This window comes from Mycoplasma sp. 888 (assembly GCF_035609225.1).
Lineage (GTDB): Bacteria > Bacillota_I > Bacilli_A > Mycoplasmatales > Metamycoplasmataceae > Mycoplasmopsis.
Genome location: NZ_CP141192.1, coordinates 214,807 through 237,960, shown reverse-complemented (window position 1 = coordinate 237,960; position 23,154 = coordinate 214,807). Strand labels below are relative to the sequence as shown.

Here is a 23,154-nt window from a genome sequence, read left to right as displayed (position 1 = left end):
ATTAAAAACTGGTTTTTGATACCAGTTTTTATCTAAATAAATTATTGATTGTTTTTAATGTATGTGTTCTCAACAAATCTTAATAATTTAATTGAACCATCGTATTGAGCAAATAATAATGCTAAATCAAATGGTGTAAATTCACTATCATCGTCATATGTTTGGTAAACATTTAAATTGAATTTTAAGTATGAACTTCTTGAAATTGAGAAATTATCTGAATTTAAGAAGTTGTAGTAAGCAACTCTAGCTTGTTGTAATTGTTGTTTTTTCTCATCTTTTGAGCCATCATCAGCTTTTAAGTACGCTAAGTTAGCTTGATAGTAAGTTGATTCTAAATTCATCATTTCTGTGTATAACTCTGATTTGGGTTTTCCTGATGCTTCTTGTTCATCTGTTAAGTATTCAAAACCATCAGCGTTAGCAAAAATTATATTTCTAAACGTTAAATCTTTTTTAACTAAATTATCAATAGCTTTGTGTGTTGCATCATAAACAACTTTATCTTGGTGATCTTCGCTAATTGAAGTTTCTGATAATTCAGCTGAAACTGATTTATGCATTTGTCTAATGAATGCATAAATTTCTTGACCTGGAACAATGTATAAACTTTGTTTTGCTTTCTTATCTTGTCTTCTAAAGTTTTTAATGTTTGAGTTTTCTTTTTCAATATCATCTGCAATAAGTTTCATAAATGTTTCACCAGCAGTTGGTAATTTACCAAAGTTAGCTGAATATTCAACAGCTTTTTCATTAAGCGAAGCAACTTTAGAATTTAAGTCACCAAGAGGCATTGAATCATAAGCATGATCTTTGAATGTAGTTACAAATTCACCTCATTCATAGTCTAATTTGTTTGTGAATCCTTGATAATCATCTAATGCATAAAATACTCCACCTTCTTCTCTAGCAGCTTTCATTTTTACATTTAATTGCTCAAATTGTGAGTATTTGTCGTTTAAATATTTTCTAGCATCTGCTTCATTTGTAAATTTACTGTGTTTTAAAGAGTTAGCAAATGCTGTATATTCATTTAATAAAGCTAACCCATTTGTGTATTTATCACCTGATCTGTTGTCTTGGTAAATGTCAGCAAATTTTACATAAAGCATATCTATGTTACCATCGTTTTCATTACCAACTTTTTGCTCTAATACTGATTTGAAGTCAGCTAAAACTTTGTAAGTTTCAGCAAAACCATCTGTATTAGAATCAACAATAAATTGATCTCATTTATTAATAATTGTTCTGAAATTGTCTACAGCACTATTGAAAAAGTCTGTAATTTCGCTAAATGTAAATTCAAACATTCCATCAGTCCCTGTTAATGTTGAATATGTATCAATAACTGCTTGAACTTTAGCTTTATCTTTATTTAGAGTAGATGAGTATTGATTAATTTTTGTGTAATCTGGATGGTTAATTGTATCTAAATTATATGAACTTACTAATTCTTTTAATTTTGCTTTGATAGCTTCTAAATCAGCGATTGTATCTTCAGCAGATTTAATTCTTGTTTGATATTTTGAAGCTGATTTTGAAAGTTGTAAAATAGCTTCCATTTCTTTAGATTGTGGATCAATACCTTGAAGATTTCAGTATTCAAATAAGTTAACTAATGTGTTTAATTTAAAATCAAAAGCTTTAATTAACATGTATCTATCAACTGCTGAAACAAATTGTTCTTGTGAAAGAGATTTAATTTCATTCATTTGCTTAACAGCTCATGTATTGAATTTTTTATATGATTTGTAAATTGCTGAATTTTCATCTCCATCATACATTTGTTCATTTCATTTTGCCTTAACTTTTATATTGTATAGAGAATATGTGCTACCGCCGTAGGCTCCATCATACATTTTGTTAGCTTTTTCGTTAATATCAGCAAGAATTTGTGTTGTATCAATATTGTATTTTGATAAATCATTTTCCGATTTTGAAAGAACGTATAATAACCCCTCTAATGTGGTTTGTTTAGGAATAAATTGGTATCTAATAACATTGAAAAGATCATCACGGAATTGGTTGTAAAGATTTGTGTAGTAAACTGAAGGTAAGTATTTAATTCCTGTGTTTTTGTAGAATTCTGAGAACTTGTCAGTGATTTTTTTAGAAATTGGTTTTAATTGCTTTAAAACTGCTGCATCAATGATTTCATTTGATAATGGGAACTTAGAAATTCTTAATGAAGGAACCATTAATGAAGGTCTATATTCATTGAATGAATTTGTGTTGTAAATGTATTTGCTTCAGAATTGAATTTCTAATGCTTGGAAGTTAATAAATTGTTCATCTAAGTTTGTAGATGTATTTAATGCATTTTCATAGTTTGTTTTAACACCATTAACTAATTGAATGTTTTCATCAACTTTTGCACTTTCTTCAGCTAATAAAGTTGAACGATCCATACTTGATAAGTTAACTGCAACATTTTGCAAATCTTTAATTCTTCATTGGAATAATGAATTCATGAATTCTTCTTTAGGAAACGGCATTTCAACTTTAGCTTCAGGGAAGTAATTTTTAATAATTGTGTATCAGTTTAAAGCATACATTGTTTGAGCATAGAAATAGTTAATGTTATTGTAGTCATCTTCTTGAGCTTCATAATCTTTACTACTTTGTTCTCATGTTGAAACAGCACCATCAATGATTGATTGGTTTGATTTATAAAGTTCAGGGTATTTTGATTTTAATGCGCTTAAGTAGAAAAGAATTGCTTTTGTAATTTTAAGTAATGATCGCTTGCCTGAAGGAGCTCTCTTTACCATTTTTGACTTAACATCTTCTAATTCATTTTTAACAATTTCTAATTGATCGTTAAGAGCCTGAATTTCTCTTTCTTTTCCTGCTAATGTTTCCTTGTTTGCACCTTCAGTGTCGGCTTTAAGATCTTCTAATTCCTTTTTAGCTGCTTCAAGTTGTTTTTCAATTGCAACAACTTCTAAGTTTTTATCGACAAATCCACGTAATAATACGTCTGCAGCTTGATCTTTTAATGTTTGTAAAAAGTCAGCTAATTTCTTAACGTCTGAATCTGATAAAACTTCTTTTTTATCTAATTCAGCAATTAAAGCAAATAATTCATTTTGTTTTTTTGATACTAATTGATCTAAGCTATCTCCAGATTTAGCAACTGAACTGTATTTGTTAAATTCAGCTTGAATATCTATATTTAATTTTGATTTTTCTGCTTTAAGTTCTGCTTGACTTTTTTGCGAGTTTGATGAGTTATTACATGATACTAATAACATTGGCGAAAGTAATGCTGCACCACTTAAACCTAAAACTAATGATTTTAATCTTGCTTTCATATGATTTATCCTTTGTTTTATTGATTTTTTTAGTTAATTTGATTTTATAAGTTTTATTATAAATTAATTTATTAATTTATAAAGAAAAACGCACATCCCAAGTGATTAGAATATGCGTTATATCAAAATAGAAGTTAAGTAAGAACTACTTAACAACCATTCCAGCTACTTCGTCAGCAAAGTTTGATTGAACTTTTTCAATACCTTCACCAACTTCAAATCTAACAGCTGAAACTAACTCATCATTGTGATTTGATAAGTATTTTTCAACTGATACTGAATCGTCAACAACAACAGGTTGTTTAGCTAAAACGATTTCTGATAATTGTTTGTTTAATCAACCTTCTGTAATTTGTTGTTGTATTTTTTCTGGTTTAGAGTCAAAACCATTTGGTTTCTCAAATCCTGCTTTGATTTCTTCCAATTTTTCTGCAGGGATATCTGAAACTAATGTGAATTCAGGATTCATAGCTGAAACATGCATTGCCACGTTTTTAGCAGCTTCTACATTGTTACCTTTAACTGTAACTACTGCCGCAACTTGACGGTTAACATGAACGTATATACCTAAAACTTGGTCTTCTTCAGCAACTACTCTTTGAATCCGACGAAGAGAAATTTTTTCTCCAATAACTGATGTAGCTTGAATTAAAGCTTGTTCAACAGTTTCGTTGTCATTCATTTTTGTAGCTAAAGCTTCTTCTAAGGTGTTAGCCTTTGATTCAAAAACTGATTTTGTAACTTCATTTAATAAGTTAAGGAACTTGTCGTTCTTAGCAACGAAATCAGTTTCTGAGTTAATTTCAACCATAACAGCTTCTTTATCTGTTCCATGAGCTGAAACTGCACCTTCAGCAGTAATACGACCTGCTTTTTTAGCAGCTTTAACAATTCCATTTTCTTTTAATCATTGAATAGCTTTTTCAATGTCGTATTCTGTAGCTTCTAATGCTTTTTTAACATCGATTAAGGCTGAATTTGTTCTAGCTCTTAATTCTTTAATTTTTTCCATTTTCATGTCTGCCATGATTACTCCTTAATTAAATTATTTTGTGGTTAATTAGTTGTTTGAGTTTTCTTCTTGTTTTTGGAATGAAGGTAAAACAACTTTATCGTCTTCTTGGTATGCAAATTTAACTTGGCCACCACGTGCTTTAACAATAGCGTCAGCTAAAATTGTCATAATTAAAGCGATTGATTTTGAAGAGTCATCGTTTGCAGGAATTCCGAAGTCTAATAAATCTGGGTTAGCATTTGTATCTAAAATACCAATAACTTTGATTTTCTTTCTTTTAGCTTCTTTAACTGCTATTGCATCTTCATTTGGATCAGCAACAATCATTACTTGTGGTAATCTGCTCATGTTTCTGATTCCATCTAAGTTTTTGTGTAATTTATCTAATTTCTTTTGTAAGTCTAAAGCTTCTTTCTTTGTGTATCCAGCAAATCCGTTAGCTGCTTTAGCTTCTAATTCTTTCATTTTGTTTACACGTGACATGATTGTTTGATTGTTTGTTAATGTACCACCTAATCATCTTTCTGTTACGTATAATGAGTTTGTTCTTTCAGCCGCTTCTTTAACTGCTTCTCTAGCTTGTTTTTTTGTACCAACAAAAATAAATTGTGCATTTTTAGATGCTAATGTGTTTACTAATGAGTAAGCATATTCTAAGTATTTTTGTGTTTTGATAATGTCAATAATGTGTGATCCTTTGTTCTTTTTGTTTGGAACAATATAATCTTTCATTTTTGGGTTTCAAGCGTGAGTTTTGTGTCCGAAGTATGCTCCAGCTTCTAATAATTTTGTTTTTGAAACAATTGGTGTTCTTTGTTGTTTTTCAACAACTTTAACATTTTCTTTTTTGTTTTCTGCGTTGTTCATAATTTTAATTTCCTTTTAGTTTGTTTTGCTACGTAAATATTTCGAGCACCTAGCACTATGATTAGCACACCCAAGTGAATCCATATTTACTGATATATTTGTTAATTTTTGTAAGAGTAGTTTTAAAACTCTTGTAATCTATTGTATTACATTTTTCATTATTTCAAAGTTAAAAATTTTAGGATCAAATCTATACAAAAAGCACTACACAACTGGTGTGTAGTACTTTGAAACTAGAGATTAATTTTTATTAATGTATCCATCTCTAAGCATTTCGTAAAGAATTTCTGTTTTAGTTTTTCTTGTGAATTTATCAATAGGTTTTGTTTTTCTATAGTAGATGTAAACTAAAACTTGATCTTTTCAGTAATTTCAGTTATTTGTATTGTTAGATCTGTTTCCAACTATAAATTCATAGTTGTAACCATTTCCTCTTTCTGCTTTACCAAATGCACGTTTTTGCTCTTCTGTTCATTTATTGAATTCTTGAGCGCGTCTATTTCTAACTGTTGTTCAAGCCATTTCAGTTCCATCAAGGAAGATGTTTTCAAGTTCAAGAGTTGTTCCATTTCAGAATAAGAAATCTGAAACATTTCCTTTTTCTTTAGCAGCTCATAAAGCAAATGTTGTAAATCTGAAAACTGCTTTATATGCATCATTTTGTTTGTAAGCATTATTTCTAAGACTTGTGTTATATCTATCTGATTGAATTTCTTCAAACATATATTCTCAGATAGGAATGTAAAGTTCTTTAATAAATTCTTTAACTCTACCCACAATTTCAAAAATACTTACGTCAAACTCAAATTTGTATTTTGGTGATGATGAGCTTTCCTGATTATTGCTAGATGTAGACGATGAAGATTGATCTGGATTCATCATACCATCAATAATCTTGTAAATACCAGTTTTTTCAGGTTGTAATGTCGAACTTTCAAATAATCTGTTGATAAATTTAACAAAAGTACCATTACCCATATTTTTGATAATTTTTCCAATAAATGGTCCTTTTTCAAGAATTTTATTCATTGAAATGTTTCCATTTTTATTCAAGATGATTGACATAATACCACGAATAACAATATCTTTAAGAGCTTTAATTCTATCTTCGATTTGTTCAAAGTCAGTTTTTTGAATTAATTCATAAATATTGTCAACAATAGTTGTTAATTCACCTGAACCTCTAAGAGTTTTGAATAATCCTGAAACCATGTTGTCAAAGATTTGTGAATCTGAATCATTAAATGCAAATCCCATTCCCTTGAACATATTTGAAATAATAAGTCCGATACCATGAGAAATTTCAGCATCTTCATTATCTAAAATATGGTTAACTCATTGAACAATATATTTCTTAATTTCAGGTGATTTAGGTGAAACAAAGATTTTATTAAGCACAGATGAGAACGAATTACGTTTAGCATAATCTTCTGATCTATCAAGCACATCAGTGAATACTGTGACTAATAAGTTAATTAAGTTTTCATTTCCTAACGCGTTAACAGCCATATTGTTAATTGCTGTATCATAATCGTTTGTACCTAATAATGCTTTTCCTAAACCAAATTGAGAAATAACTTTTGTTAATTTTTCTTTATTATTAAGCATTTGTGTAACGATGCTTCTGAATAAATCGATAATTTTTTGTTTATTATTTTGAATAAATGGATCAAGAAGAATTTTCTTAACTGTATTAAATGTTGTAAAGTCAATCCCTTTAACAACTGCTCCCACAACACTTGAACCAAACTCACTGAATGAAGTAGATTTTTTGTATGTTGTAACCATGCTATCTACAACTGATCTGAATATTCCCGCACGTTGCAAGATAACTGGTAAGTTATCAATTAATATAGGAATAAATTCTTCGAGTTGTCTTGTTCTTGGAATTTCAAGGAAATTGATAAATCTATTAAGTCATTTTTCAACAACACCTTTACTAATGTCATTGTTAAGTGTTTTAACAATTATTTTCTCAACTAAATCACCAAATCTTTTAACATTTTTATTTACATTTAAGTAAATCTTAAGAATATCGTAGAAAGTAGTTGTATTTTCTAGGAATTGGTTATTTTCAACAATGTAACTTGAAACTTCTGTGATTAAAGCTTTTAATTCATCAGAAGTTACAACTGAGTTAACTAACTCTACAAATGAATCTTGAGGAATAACTTTTTCTTTTAGGTAACTATGTGTTTCCTCATCAAAGATGTTTCAAATAATTTCACCTAAGTTAATTTTGTCCTTGAATAAGTGAAGCGCATTTGTAATCAGTGAATATAAATCTTGTTGATGATTTCCTTGTTTAAGTGAGTTGATTACTAAGTTAAGCGATCTGATTGTTTTTTGTTCAAATCCTTCTTGTTTATTAATTGCACCAAGTGCACTTCTAATCGCTGAAGTAATATCTGAAGTTGTAATATTAGTTTGTCTTTGTAATAATAAGTTAACTATAGAATTTGCAACTTGCTCAATAATATTCAATTCATTATCAAATCCTTCAATGTTAGCTAAAAGCAGTTTAACTAAATGTGTAGGATCACTTATGTCATTGAAAATTGAAGCATAAGGCGATGATTTAAGATATCTTACAACTGCAGTCGCTACCATATCTTGAACATTTTGTTCGCTTGTGATTGTGTAAATAATTCTAGAAACCAAATTTGTAATTGATTCTTTAAGATCAGGTGTTTTTAATATAATCACAATCAATTCATCAAATGAGTTTGCATTGGCTCAACTTGATCAGTTTTTGAATAAGAATCTTAAGACTGTGTTAATTAATTCCTTAACTTCAGGCATTTTTACAATTAAATCATAAGCTTGTTTGATTTGGTCTTTTGTAATACCGAAGCTTTTAAGTAATTTATTTAATGGTAACTTAGAAATGATTGTTTCTTTAAGCTCATCATTAACTTTAATAGTTTCAATTATTGCATTAACTAATTTGATAACTTCATTTTGGTTAACTGCCAATGTTGATAAATGTTTGAATAATGATTTAACAATGTTAAATGCATCTGATTTTAGTAATCCTTTGATGTATTCAACTACAGCACTTATAGCTTGGTTTGTATCTTTAGTTGAAATAAATGTATCAACAAAGATATTTGCAACATCAGGTAATAATTTGGCAGAGATTGCAAATGAGTTTAAGTTTTGTAATAAATCACCTACAACTTTATCTAAATTAATTCCAGCTAATTGAATGTTATATTTTCTACCGAATGTATTGATTAAATCTAAAACAATAACTTTAGTTGAGTCAAACTTAAGCGTTTTTTCAATGATTAATTGAATTTTTGATTTAAGTAATTCAGTTTTTTCTGTATTAGTATCGAATTTTTCAATTACATCAAGTGGTAAATTTATGTAATTTGTTCAAGATTTATCTTCAAGTAATCAAGGAACAAACTCAAGAAGTAAATCATCTATCTCGCTAATTGAAATAAGTTCGTTTACAAAGCTTCTTAAATGTTCTTTAGTTGTGTATTGGAATAATGTATTTGAATCAGAAAGCTTATTAATTTGTGAATTTACAAGTTTTGTAATTGTTCCGTTGTTTCTTAACGCAATTATTACTTTAGGAATTAAGTTAATAATTGTTTCATAGTTATCAGTAACAACGTCAAGATTAATGATTCTGTCAACAAATCCTTTAATATCTGAAAGAACTTGTTTGTTAATTAAATCTGATAATTCTTGTGGAATTTGACCTAATATAGTTAAGATTTGTTCATTTTTAGCTTGTGAGGCTTTTGTTAACTTATCAAAGAATATATCCAAGGCAGGATTTACAAGTTCTAGTGAATCAATAAGTGATTTTAAGTTATTTGATAAATCACTGAACAATTTATCAACTTGAGGAGTAACTTCAATGTTTAAGTTTCCAAATAATTTCACAAGTGATTTATAAACAAAATCTTTTGTAACTTGGTTAGTTAATAATCCGTTTAATAATCCGATTGTATCTTCTTTAACTGATTGAGGGTCAATTAAAACAAACGCTTTCTTGATAATATCAATGTAAGAAGTTACATCAGCAAATTCGTTTGCTTTTTGAATTGCATTAGATGCAATCTTTTCAAATAAGTTCTTAAAGTGTTGATTACTTAAGATAAATTCAAGAAGCGAAATTAATTTGTCTCTAGAGAAGTAGTTTTCGATTGAATTTCCTGCTTTTGACATTATTTGGTTAACAATACTTGTGGCTAATTCATTAGCAGGAATAACATTGAATACATTGTCAATAATTTTTAGTAAATCATCCTTGCTCTTTGTGAATAAGTCAGAAGTAATTATTTCTTTGAATGTTGAAACAACTTTTGTTTCAAATGCTGATGGATCTTCTGAAATTCTTTCCTTAATTGTTAAAGTAAATGAAGAAAGAACTGATGAAATTGAGAAGTTTGTAATTCCTGATTTTTTAATGTAGTTAATTAAAGTACCAAAAGCGATTTCTGAAACACCAAAGTTTCTATTGATAATTGAGTAAATGTTAATAACGTTTTTAGCTAATTGCTCAGGTTCTTTAACACCTGCAAAATATTTTACATAATTAGGGTTCTTAATAAATGTTCCTAAAACTTGTGAAAGTTTTTCAAGTGCATTTGTTCCTGTCATTACCTGGTCAATCAAGCTTAGAACTTTTGGTTTGATTGAAGCAACAAAGTTCTGATTTGAAGCTATAGCAATAGCTAATTCGTCAAACGAGTTCGCTTCTTTTAGTGTTGTATTATTATCAATAATAAAGTTTGTTACTAAATCAATAATGTCTTTAGTATTTTGTGACTTAAGAATATCAACAAATAAATATGATAAAACTTGAGCATCAATTTTTAATTTACCAGCAATTGATGCAACAGGTATCATTGCTACAACTTTTTGGATATTTTCATCAACATAGTATTTAGAAATTACATTAGAAGCTAATTCTTTAATTTGATTTGAGTGATTTCAAATGTTTGAATTTAATAATGTTTTAATGTATCCAAATTCTTTAATGTTTAATAATGATTTTACATTTGAAGCAATGTACTTGATTAATTGATCTAAACTGTTTGACTCTAGTAGACCTGCATTAACAATTTCAATTAATTGATCCACCATTGTATTTGTAGGGTTGTAGTTAATTAATCGATTTAATGTTTGTTTAAGTGCTGTATAGAATTCAAGCGGTAATTCTGAAGATAATAAACCTTGTTCGGTAAGCATTTTATTTAACGCTTTATGCATTAGTTTATCTAAACCATTTGAACTTAAAATTGTATGAATAACACTTGCAAGTTCATATTTGTGCTCAGTTGTAACATTTGAATTTTTAAGAGCTTTGAAAATAACATCTTTAGGATTTGTAAAAATTGAATCTAATAAATCATTATCAACAATTGCATCAACTAATGAGTTAAGTAATATTGGTAAGTTACTATTTCTTAAAACATCGTTAGCTACTTGTGATGCGCCTTCTGATGAAACTAATTCACCTAAATTTCCATAATTAATCATTGAAGTTAATTTTGAAATCGTTGAATCTTTAACCAAGATTGTTGAAACTAAGTAGTGTAATAAGTTTTTGATGAATTGTTTGTTTTTTGAATAAATAGGAGAAGCTAAGATTTTGTTTACAAATGTTTGCTTGTCTTTATTAAATTCAGCGACAATTAATGAAACAATTTCGTTTGGTAATGTTTTAATCACACTTAATGGTTCATCTGCATTTTTAGCATTTGAAAGAACTTCAAACACATTGTTAAATACAGGTTGATAAATGTTTAATGAATTTAATAATGGAATTAAATTATCCACTAAATCACTTACAAAGTCTTTACTTAATTGTGAATATAAGTTAGGAAGAGTTTGTTTAACAACATTATTGATTAATTCTTTTAATGTAACTTTGTTATTTTCATTTTCAAATAATTCAGAAATGAAATTACTTAAGTTAGATTTTATTTGCTCATAATCAAGTCCTTTAAGAACTGTGATTATTAAATCATTGTAAGTTGTAAATTGCTCTGTAGTTGTAATTGAATTAAGAACATTTGTAAGTTGATTTAAGAACACAACTTTAAATGAGTCATTATTTAAAACAAATTTAACTAATTCTTTTAAGTTACCAAATGAAACATAATTTTCAATCTTTTCTTTTAAGTTTGAAGGAATTTTAGCGAAAATCGATTCAAACATTTGTGAGTCAGTAGCAATCTTGTTGTAAACATTTGTAATGATTTGCTTGATATCTTGATTATGTTTTGAAAGTAAGTTATCACATAAAATCTTGATTGCTTTAATAATGTTTGTTTCTTGATTTTCACCACCAAATTCTTCTGCAAATGATTTGAAAATTAATGTACCCAAATCAGATAATTTTGTGTAGTTTCCATTTTGATTAAACTCTTCTAAACCACTGTAGATATGTGCAAAAATATTGAATGTATCACTGTATTTTGGTAATAAGTCAAATAAATCAGAAACTAATCCATCAATGTTTTGAACATCTTTAAGTAATCAACTAATTGATTGATTTGTTTTGACAAGGTTGCTTACAAATCCAATAACAATTTTCTTAATTGTTGGATTTGATTTTAATCTATCAAATGCAGTTTTAAGCGAATCTTTAACATTGTGAATAAAGTTAGCGTCCTTAAGAACTAAAATTACTAAATCAGTTAAAGAAGATAAGTTAGCAATTTGTTTTTGATTACTTAAGATAAAGTCAGTTAAACTTGTTCCAATATTTTGAAGAGGTTGTGAAACAACAATATCGTTAAGTAATTGTTTAAGTTCGTCTGCTGAAACATTAAGTTTTGTAGCAATAGTATCAAGATTTAAATTATTAATAAATCCTGAAACTTTATCATTTGTTTTAAGTTGTGATAATAATGATTTAATAAATTCTTTTAATGAAGCTTTTTGAATGTCACTAAGTGGTGCACTTAAAAGATTTTTAATAAACTCAAATTCTGTCACCTTCAAGTTTTTAAGAATTACATTTGGTAATTGTGAAGTTAAACTGCTTAATGTAATGTTTTCATTATCGAATAACGTAATAACTTCAGCAACTAAATTATTAAGTTTATTATCTGCACTTAAGTTATTCATTAAGTTTGCAAATACAGTATTTAACATCGAATTGAATTTAACATCGTAAGTAAATCCTACTTTTTTAAGTAAAACTACAAACACTTTTGTAAGAGTTTTGTTAATTGTTAAATCAGTAACTACATTATCAAGAATTGCTTTGATGTTTGAAGTTAATATTGTTTTGAATTCAGGTTTGTTGATTACTAAATTAATTAAGTCAGTAATGTTTTCAACTGTTTTTAATTCTGCAATGTTGTTAAAAATTAAATCAAACACATTTGGAATTAATGAATTAATTTGGTCTGTTTCAAAAATCTTGTTAATAATTGTTTTAATTTCATCAATATCTGTATATTTAGCTAAAGTTTCATTTGAAGAAACTATAGAAATTAAAATATCTCTGATTTTCAAAACAACTGCATTGTTTTCATTTAATTCAACGAATACATTTTTAATAATTTCTTTTCAGATAAGTGCATAAGAACTAAATGTTTTTAAGTTAGCAACTTTTTTAAGTAAAGTAATAGGGTCAGAAGTTAATTTTGATTTTAAGAAATCAGTAATTTTTGAAGGTAATACTCTTACATCAGCATAAGGTGTGCTGCTTGATTTAATTGTTTCAAGTTGACTAAACACAAAATCAATAAGTGGATTAATAATGTTTAATGATTTTACAAAGTTTAATAATTCAACTTTTGAGTCGTTAACAAATGCTGTGATTTGTTCATCACTAGTTGCTTGATTGTATTTTTTAGCAATTGATTTAAGTACATTACCAAGTAAGTTAAAAGCAAGTTGATCGTCAGTTAAGTCAGTAACTAATCTTTCAAGGTGTTCTTTAACAGTTCCTAAGTTAGGAATTACTAATAATTTTTGAATTAATACATTTAAATCTTCAACATCAGCAAATTTTGAAAAATTATCTATATAAGATTCAACTAAGTAATTTACAAGGTCATGTAAGTTTTGATTTTTAAGTAATGAACTAACAAGTGAATTAACATTTTCTTCACGTATAAATGAAGTAATTTTTGTTGATGATAATGCTTTAGCAATCATTGATGGGATGTTTAAACGATCAAGATTGTTTAAAATATTCTTGATAAGTTGTTTAATAAATGTTTGGTTGTTTGTAACTAATTTTGAATCATTAATGAATTTAAAAATTTTGAAAACATTAAATTCATTTGTTTCTTCTTCAGAATATGAGTTGTTTATTTTAGCAACAAAATTATCAACAGCAATTTTTCCTGCTTGATTTGTAATTTGTTTAATGTTGTCAAGTGAAGATGATTCATTTTGATTTAATAAGTTAGCAAATTGAGAAATAAAATCTGAAATAAACTCTTTAATTGAGTCTGGTTTTACACTTGTTAAGTTGTTTAATAAACTATCAATAAAATCATCTGATTGAGCTTTGATAAGTTGGCTTGATAATCCATTGTTTTCAAGTAAGTTTCATAAAATGTCTTTAAGGATATTTTTTATAACATCATTTGAAACAATGTTTCATGCAAAATCAGAAATTGAGTTTGCAATTTTTTGAATGTTTTCTTTATCTGACAGGAAAACTTTGATTAATTGTTGTAAGTTTTCTACTTGTGCAAATTGTTCAGAGTTACTAATGAAACTTTCAAGTACAAGTCCGATAACTTTTGAAATGTTTGGATTAGTTACAATTTGAGTGATTAGTAATTTAAGATCATCTTTTTCAATTTTGAAAGGTTCAACATATTTATAAGCAAGGCCTGTGATCGCATCTGAAATCATTTCACTTTTTAGTGCAAATAAGTTTGCAATTACGCCTTGAAGAGCTGAAATTAATTCAGGTTTTTTATGTGTAATGAATTTTGAAGACGCAATTGCTCTAATAAGTTTGAATAAGTTTTCTTCTTTAAGAACTGATTTAATGAAAATTTGAGGAATTTCCATTAATTCAAGTTGGTCTTCTTTGTTTAATCTTGATAATTCATTTTGGAAATCTAAGTAAATTTCTTGAATTAATCCTGAATTAACAATAGATTCAACGATTGTAACAAAACCATTTTCACCATTGTTTTCTGTATCTAGAATTAAATCTTTTAATTTGCCTTCTGGATCTAGTTGTTTATAAAATTCATTATTTGTAAGACCATTAATTGCTGAAGCGGTTACATTTCTAAATGTAGCTGACATTCTTAAAAGTCTATCAGGGTAATTATATGGAGTTCTAAGTTTGTTAATTTCATCAATGAATGGAATTGAAGAATCTAAATATGAATTTGTATCAGGCCCGAATAATTGTAAGTTAGTTACAAGAGGTTCAATTTGGTATTTTAGTGTTGTAGAGTCGGTGAGTAAGTAATCTTGGTTAAAGTTATAGGTCGGATCAAAATTTGCGAGGTCAAAAGATGGAGATGTAAGTTTAATATACATATCCATAGCCATTTTTTTGTATCCCCTTGTGTTGGGGTGAATGTTAATATAAACATCAGAAATTTCATCTGAATGAGCAGATCAATAATCAACATTGTATGCATTTAGCACATTAACATCTGTAATTTTCGCAACATCATACAATGAGCTGTTAATTTGTTGTAATAAAACTTGAGTCGGATCTACCGGGATGTTTCCTAATTTAGATCGGAAGAATTTATCAATCGCTCTTTTTAAACCAGAAAGTGGTAATGGGTAAGCTACTAAGTTAATATTTGCTTTTGGAGCAAGTTTTTTAAGTTCATTAACTAAAAGTAAAACTCTTTTTCTAACTTCTGGAAGTGTGTTTGTAAGAACTTTGTTGAAAAAATCAATAATCTTTCCATAGTTAGGTTTTTCTTTTCTGAATTCATTAACAACTTCTATTGGTCCACTTTTTGAAACTGTATCAATTAACAAGAAGATAAAGTCATTAGCACTAATTGACATAGTTACTAAGTTTGCTTCTTTTAATTGATCCTTGATGATTTGACCCATTGCTTGCATATTGTCATTTTTGAAAGTTCTGTTAATAGTAGGTCAATCAGGTGTGTCATTGTAAGGGTTGTCATAGTCGATTCCCAAAATTTTAAATCAGTCAACTATACGAGCGCCAGAAGCTGAGAAGTTTTCAAAATATTCAAGTCTATTATTTGAATTTTGATTTAGTAATCTTGCTAAAAACGCAGCATAAGAAGATCCGGTGATTTCTCCGTTAGCTTCTAATTTACCTGGATAATCCTTTGGAAGTGCTCCATCATATCCTGCAGTGATTGAATCTCCTAATGCAACATATCTAATTTTTTGATCTTTTGATATGAAGTTATTTGAAACAAGACGTTTAGATAATTTTTCTTTAGCCCGTTCAACATCAGTTTTTCCGTCAGGGTTTTGGTTTGAGCTATTACCTCCGTTTTGTGAACCGCTACCATTATTTACTCCTGGTTCAGTAATTTTAATTTCACCAGATGGATCAACCGATCCAGGTTTAATAATGATTGGTGCGTCACCATCGTTTAAATCGGTTCATCTATCGATTGGTTTTGATGAACCTGGCGCTTGACAAGACGCAGAAATAACACTAGCTGAAGTTAAGATTGCAGCTAATGAAATTAACGTTAACTTTTTTTGTTTTTTCATAATCACCTCTCTTATATACACTATAAGTGTATATAAAACTAATTTCATAAAATTTTACCAAATTAGAGAGTAAACAAACAAATTGCAAAAATTGTTAAACTATGTTTAACAAAGCTAAAATAAAAGAGCAAGCCTTTAACTTTTATAGCTTGCTCATAGTATCAAAAGTTTTAATTTGCAAATGGATTGAGTGAATTTAAAACACAATAAAATATTCTACTTCAGTACAATAATGATATTAATTGCCCTAAAGTTTCTTCAAAATTATTTGCAATTTCAATTGTAATTGAGTTAACTTCGTTATTAAAACTTGATAAATAATTAACAAAAGTTTGATAAGTTTCATCTTTAATTTGATTAATTGATAAGTTTTGAAACCTGTCAATTAAGTCATCATTTTCAAGGTTTGAAGATAACTGATAATCAAAGAATCTTTGTTTAATTAAACCAAAAGTAACAAATTTATTCCCCTTTCCTGAAAGCAATGGTTGAGTATAAGTTGCAATTTGCCGTGGAAAGTTTATTGATGTGCTGATTGTTTTAATTTGCTTAGTTGTATTATTGAATTGATTTGCAAATCAAGCGAAATAATTATTTAAAAATAAATCATATGAAACAAAAATATTAGCAAATCCATCTTCTTTGTTTTTAAGAACACTTTCATTGATTAATAAAGCCAATTCAAGTGCTTTGTTGAAATAAACATCAGGATTAAGAATATTTTTTGAAGCTTCAACATAACCGTCAATAACTTTTTGAATATTAATCCCCTGAAGTGACATAATCAATAATCCAATTTCACTTAATACACTATATTCTGGATGAACATCATTTGAAACAAATAAAATATTGTTGCTTGCGAATTTAAATTTGCTTAAGTTTGAAAAATTAGTTTTACTACCTACATAAAACATATGATTTTTGACCATAAATTCATTTGAATGTTGCTCAAAAATATTTGTAATGTATGAAATTCATTCATTTTCATAATCACTATTTCCGGTTTCATTTAAAAACATAAAACCAACATTATCCCCAATTCCATTTTTAAAAGTTTGAATTAACTGTTCAATTTTATTAATTGGAATTGATGAATTAATAAAGATTAATTCAATTTTCTTATCCTTATTAATATCGATTTGTCCAAAAATAAATTCCATTGCAGCTTTAATTGAAAGTTCAATTGTTTTAGAAGTTCAAATAATTAATTTAGAAATATTTGTTGAATATAAATTGTTGCAAAATTGAATTATTTTATCTACACCGTTGAGTCCAAAGTTTAATGCAATATCATCGAAACCTAAATATGATGAACCATCAAAATTTAAAGATTTAATTTTATTAATTACTTCTGAAGCTTGCTTTTGTTGAATTTGCAACTCGTGTTGAGATTGAAAATAATTTTTCTTAATTGAAATTACTTGCATTTAACTACTTATTCTTGTGATTATTATTTTTATTGTCATATTTCTTATTTTCAACAAAATAACTATTTGTGTAATTAATTAAATTTCTAAATCCATTTTTTGTCGCTTTTAGTTCATTGTAATATTTTTCTCTTTTGTAAAAGTCTTTTCCTTGATGGTTTGGATGATTTTTTTTAAATGAACCTAAACCTTGTTTTTTATTGTTATCAAAATTTAAAACAATAAAATTGATAATCTCGCCAATTGAAAATAAATCCGACATTTGATGATGTGTAAAATCTGTAATGTCTTTTCTGTAAATTAAAAATGAATTACCATATTTGTCATGAAGTTTTATAAACTTTGAACCTGATGTAATTATTTTCGCTGAAGCAACGTCACCAGTTTTGTAACCTAAAAATAATTGTGGATTTTCTTTTCTTGAAACTTTTGAAGTTTGCCTATTAATATTTTTGTTAAGTAGTGTATTCATAATTATTTATTATTATAAATAATTTATTTTTTTATGTATGAAACTAAAATGACTATGGCATGGAAATAAAAAGTTTTAAGTTGCATAAAAAATAAGCTATACAGCTTAAATTTGTTTTTTGACTTTGACTAATTCAATTTTTGAATTTAGCAATTCTTGCTCTAGTTCTTTAATATTTTTAAGTTCATTTTCAAGTCTTAAAGCTTCCTGGATTGTAGGTTTTGTAACTGGTTCTTTAGGTGCAAATAGTTCACAAGTTTCATTAGCTTTAATAATTGAAATATTTTCTGTACCGATTTTTCTAGCAATATCAATAATATCATTTTTATCGTATGTTAATAATGGACGTAAAATTTGCATTCTTGTCGCTTCTCCAATTGTTGATAACGATTCAATTGTTTGAGATGCAACTTGACCTAAATTATCACCATTTGAAATTGCTTGTTGATTATATTTTTGTGCTATTTGCTCAGCTATACGGTAAAAACTTCTTCTCATTAAAGTGATTTTGTATGATTCTTTTGAAACAAATGAAATGTAGTTCATTAAGTGTGAGTAATCTGCGATCAATAAGTTTGATGTCACTTGATATTTATTTAAAACTTTAACCAAATTTGTAATTTTTTCTACAGTTCTAATATCTGTTTGAGGGGGCGTGATAAAGGTTAAAAAGTCAATTTTGAGTCCTCTTTTCATCATTTGTCAAGCAGCGACTGGAGAATCAAAACCACCAGAAATAAGGTGAAGAACTTTACCTGATACTCCTACAGGTAAACCTCCTAAACCTTTAGTGTAATCAGAGAAAATGTAAGTTTTTCCGTTTCTAACTTCAACATAAAAAGTTTGGTCAGGATTATGTACATCAACTTTAAGATTTGTGTTTTTTAAGACTACGCCACCTAAGTAATTGTTAATTTGGTCTGATGAGAATTCAAACTTTTTGTAATTTCTTCTAGCGGCAATTTTAAAAGTTTTTGAATCAGGTCTAATTGATGATAAAACTGCATTTGCAAAAACTTCCATATCATTTTCAACAACCATAACCGGTGAGTATGAACTGATTCCGAATACATAATTTAAGTTATTCATATTTTCTTCTGAATAAGGTAAATACATTCTGTCAAATTCAACTTCTGGAGTTGCACCAACAATGTGTTTAACATTAATTGCAAGTTGATTAATAAACTGTTTTCTGTTTTTCTTTTTCAGCACTAACTCACCGTAACGAATCAAAATTTTACTGTACATATTTCTCCTTTATTAAAAACTTTTTAAGTGCTAAATAAGCATTTTTATAATTATTTTCTTCTTTAATTACATTCTCAATACTTTTGCTAATATCAATGTAATTAGCAAAAGTTTCTTGATTATTTATAAATGAGTCATTTCTTTGAAGTTCTAATCTTATATTATTATAGATTTCTTTGTATTTTGAGTTGAGCGAAATCACTTTAATTAAAGTAGCTAATTTGCTAATGAATTCATCTCAAATTGTCTTAATTTTATTTCAAGACTTTTGCTTTTTGAAATTTCTTTCATATAAATAAATTAATTCAGTTCTTAATTTATTTATTTTTGAATCATTTGGGATTTCAGGATGGTAAATGCAAGATAAATAGACATCAATAGCTTCATCAATTTGAATTTGAAAATTATCATTTAGTTCTTTTAATTCTTTAGATTTTGATTCAATAACTACATTATTTTTTTCATAATTTTCATATTTAACAACTAAATCTTGAACTAATGTTTGGATGTTTTTTAATGATTTATTTTCAAAAGATTGTTTGATTTTGTCAAATGCGTTTTTTACTGATTCATAATTTTTTTGTTGAATACTATTTGGTGCAAGAATGTTTTTGTGAGTTTTATTCAATTTAGAATATAAATCACGAATAATTGGAATTGTCTTATCAATGAAATCTTTAATAGAAAACATTGAATTAACAAGGTTGACTAATTTGTAAAAAGTTTTATAAACTGACTTGATATTTGTATCTAAAGTTTCAGCAGTATTTTTACCTTTAATAGCTGATTGAAGTGCTGTGGTTTTATTCTTTAACTCTATTAATTTACCTTTAATTTGCTCATTATTTTTATCTTTTATCGCTTGGTCAAGTATTTTTGGTAAAGATTCAAAAAGTGAATATTCAATATTTTTTGATGCAAAAATGATTTTTGTATAGTTCTTCAATTCTTCTTTTCTCTTTGTTATGTTTTCAAGAGCTCTTAAGAAATCGGCTTTAACTTTAAGATCATCAATTAATGTGATTTGAATTGATAATTCAGCTAATTTGTTTTGAAGATTTTCATATTGATTAGGCATTGCTTTCTTATAACTTTTAAGCTTGCTATTTAAAAAGTCCCTAATCTCCAGGATCGTTGAAGTAATTTCATCAATGTTGTTTCAGTTCTTTGAATAGTCATCTGAAATTTTGTTAAATTCTATTTGTTTTTTAGAAACTTCTTTTTGTTGTTGTTTAATTGCTTTATATTTTTTGTAAGATTTAACTTTTTGTTTTTCAGCTAGCAATTCATCAAGTTCAGAAAGTTTAACTGAAATTTCTTGATTTATAGTTTCAATACTTTGTTTCACTTCAATCAATGAATTAAGCATATTTTCAAGCTCGTGATTAAAATAAGTCGTTGTTTTAACTTTTGAATATAAAGATTGATTTTGATGATTTTGTTTAGTTATCGCATCTTTTGAGCGTGCACTAAATTTTTGTAATGATTGTTTAAATAAGTTTACAGAAAGCAAGTAGACCAAAAGTAAAAGGACAATGATTGAAACAATTATTATAAGTATGAACAATACTTTTGCCATAATTTCTCACCTCCTGAGTCTATTATTAAATTTTCTATATTATATTACTTTTAGCTCTAAATGATAGCCTTATCAAGTTGTCTAAAAACTAATTTAAAGCAAAAAAGCAGATAGTTTTCTATCTGCTTTTAATTTCAAAATTCAATACTATTTGTAAGCTAATTTTTCTTCATACATTTCTTTATCAAATGCTTTGATAAATTCAGTCATTAAATCAATTGTAGCTTGAATATCAACAAGTGAAGCTAATCCAATTGGACTATGTAAGTATCTTTGTGGAATTGAAATTGTCATAACTGCAGCACCACCAGGAGCAAATTGTAATTCAGCTGCATCTGTTCCTCCACCTTCAGCAACATATTTGTAAGCTGGAATTTCTTTTGTAGCAGCAATATTTGTTAATACATTAATTAATTTTGGATCTGGTAATGTTCCACCATCTTTAACTAAAAGACTTACTCCCTTACCTAAAACTGGTGTTCCTGGTTTTGCACCTGTTGTATCGTGTGCAGCACCTGTGTCAACAGCAAAAGCAACATCTGGATTAATGATTGAAACTGATGTTTTAGCACCTCTTGTTCCAACTTCTTCTTGAACTGTTCCCACTAAGTAAACATCACATCCTAATTCTAAATCAGCAATATTATTTGCAATAAATTCTAAAGCAGTCACACCTGCTCTATTGTCCATTGCTTTTCCACCAATAATGTTATTTGCAAAATGAATTGTTTCTCCAGATAAGAAAATTTTGTCCCCAATTTGAATGTGTGCTTCTTCAACTTCTTTTTTAGATTTGAAACCTAAATCAACAAATAAGTCTGATTCTTTAAGTGCAACTGTGATTTTGTCTCTATCCATAATGTGGATACTTGTGTGTCCGAATACACCATAAAATCTTTTATTTGTTTTTGATGAAACTACAACTGCTTTTGTTCCAATAACTACAGATGGTCAAACACCACCAATTGTTGTAACTAATATGTTTCCGTTTTCAGCAATTGATTTAACCATATAACCAACTTCATCCATGTGAGCAGCTAACATAACTTTAGGTGCATTAGTAACTTTAGATTTTTTGAAGAAAACAATTGAACCAAATGAATCACGTAAAATTTCAAAACCTGGTTTAATGTTTTTTCTTAATTCATCTGCAACTGGTTCTTCAAATCTAGAAATAGCTTCAATTGACATATATTTTTCTAATCTAGAAGCTAATTTTTCATATTTTTTTTCCATACAAACTCCTTATATTTATAGATGTTATAAATTTTATACATTTTTAACTTTTATACCACACATAAGCTAATCTTTTTTACTAATATAAATGCTTGCTATTTCATCAAAATACATTTGTAAATATTCCTTCATTTGAGGTGTTAAATTTCTAATTTGATTAAATGATTTGCTTAACTTTTTTTGACTATCGTTTGAAATTTTATCTTCGCGAATAAAGCATAACTTTCCACTTGTGTCTCAATAAATAAGATTCTGTTTATCATAAATTTTGTGAATATCAGGTGATAAATTTAATAAATTATTTACATCAAAAATCATCGTTAATGCATTTATTTTAAATTTATCTATTGAATCAATAATGTTTTTGGTTTTAGAAAATCGTTTTTCTATTTCATTCCTTATTCTTTCCCTTATTTTGTAAACAGGATAAATATGAGCTCTTTCAATTATTGTATTTTCTTCTAAATTAAACGATTGAATTGATTCAGTAGGAATTTTTTGGATTTTTGATCTAGTTCTTGAAATTTGCTTTTCTATTTCATTTTGAATTTTAAATAATGTTTCTAGTGGTTTTTTAACTCTTTTGATTTTATTTCTAAATTCTTTTCTAGTTTCATCATCATTAAGACCTTTCGTTTTATTTTCGTATTCAATTGTATGAATTAAATCTTGAATAGGTAAAAATGAATTATTACCACTATTTTTGAAGTAATTAATAAAATCATTTTCATTTTTTAAAGAGCTAAGTAGATTGTTAAAATGATCTTCATTTGCTATAAAACTTTTAAAACTATTGTAATATCAATTGTCTTTAATAATATCCAAATACATAAGTGGATTATTTTTTAGATTTTCGTAACTAGACTTTACTTCGGAACTGTTGGGTTTTTCATAACTACCTGTTGGATTATTACCTTTTAATACACCAATTAAGTTATTAAAAGTTCCTTTATAATCAAAATTAACATAATAATTCAGAGCATCCAATTCCTGATTATTTAAAAATAAGATATTTTTATCATTTTTGTTTTCTCTAGGTTCTTGTTTCAAACCGTTACCGATAAGCGAAAATAATTTTTTCCTACATTTAAATGTGGTGGTTTCATCCTTAAATCATCTTGTAGTAGTTTTTAAATCTAAGGATGTACCTGCAAGAAATTTTATATATCAATAAATTAATAGTCCATTTGAATCAAAAAAGCAATAGATTTTTGCATTAAAATGATTTTTACTATTTTCTTTAGAAAATACGTTTAAAATGCTATAAATTTTAATTTGTTTTTTTAAATTTACAAATTCACTAGATTCAAAATTCATAA

Annotated in this window: 10 protein-coding genes; all 10 read right to left on the bottom strand. The window is 27.2% G+C overall.

Annotation, left to right across the window (positions count from 1 at the left end):
- Positions 1–41: 41 nt before the first annotated feature.
- Positions 42–3,314, bottom strand: a complete 3,273-nt coding sequence (locus U5U50_RS01200) for a hypothetical protein (RefSeq protein WP_324673145.1) — start codon at positions 3,312–3,314, stop codon at positions 42–44.
- 145 nt (positions 3,315–3,459) lie between these two features.
- Positions 3,460–4,341: a translation elongation factor Ts gene (tsf, locus tag U5U50_RS01195; RefSeq protein WP_257089564.1), complete on the bottom strand. Its 882-nt coding sequence runs from the start codon at positions 4,339–4,341 to the stop codon at positions 3,460–3,462.
- Between the two features lie 33 nt (positions 4,342–4,374).
- Positions 4,375–5,196 (bottom strand): 30S ribosomal protein S2, encoded by an 822-nt coding sequence (rpsB, locus tag U5U50_RS01190; protein ID WP_324673143.1) that lies wholly within the window; start codon positions 5,194–5,196, stop codon positions 4,375–4,377.
- Between the two features lie 240 nt (positions 5,197–5,436).
- Positions 5,437–15,873 carry an SGNH/GDSL hydrolase family protein gene (locus U5U50_RS01185; RefSeq protein WP_324673140.1) on the bottom strand — a complete coding sequence of 3,479 codons (10,437 nt, stop codon included), beginning with the start codon at positions 15,871–15,873 and terminating at the stop codon, positions 5,437–5,439.
- A 170-nt stretch (positions 15,874–16,043) separates the two neighbouring features.
- Positions 16,044–17,300, bottom strand: coding sequence for a hypothetical protein (locus tag U5U50_RS01180; protein ID WP_324673138.1), 1,257 nt, complete (start codon positions 17,298–17,300; stop codon positions 16,044–16,046).
- 4 nt (positions 17,301–17,304) lie between these two features.
- Positions 17,305–17,772, bottom strand: a complete 468-nt coding sequence (locus U5U50_RS01175; protein WP_324673136.1) for a hypothetical protein — start codon at positions 17,770–17,772, stop codon at positions 17,305–17,307.
- A gap of 105 nt (positions 17,773–17,877) precedes the next feature.
- Positions 17,878–19,020, bottom strand: coding sequence for a tRNA uracil 4-sulfurtransferase ThiI (gene thiI / locus U5U50_RS01170; RefSeq protein WP_324673134.1), 1,143 nt, complete (start codon positions 19,018–19,020; stop codon positions 17,878–17,880).
- A complete protein-coding gene (locus U5U50_RS01165; protein ID WP_324673132.1) occupies positions 19,010–20,599 on the bottom strand; it encodes a hypothetical protein in 1,590 nt (529 codons plus the stop codon). The genes thiI and U5U50_RS01165 overlap by 11 nt, the downstream gene beginning before the upstream one ends.
- Positions 20,600–20,746: 147 nt before the next feature.
- Entirely contained in the window at positions 20,747–21,835 is a 1,089-nt protein-coding gene (locus U5U50_RS01160; protein WP_324673130.1) for a M42 family peptidase, read from the bottom strand.
- A gap of 66 nt (positions 21,836–21,901) precedes the next feature.
- Entirely contained in the window at positions 21,902–23,152 is a 1,251-nt protein-coding gene (locus U5U50_RS01155; RefSeq protein ID WP_324673127.1) for an MAG4270 family putative restriction endonuclease, read from the bottom strand.
- Positions 23,153–23,154 lie beyond the last annotated feature (2 nt).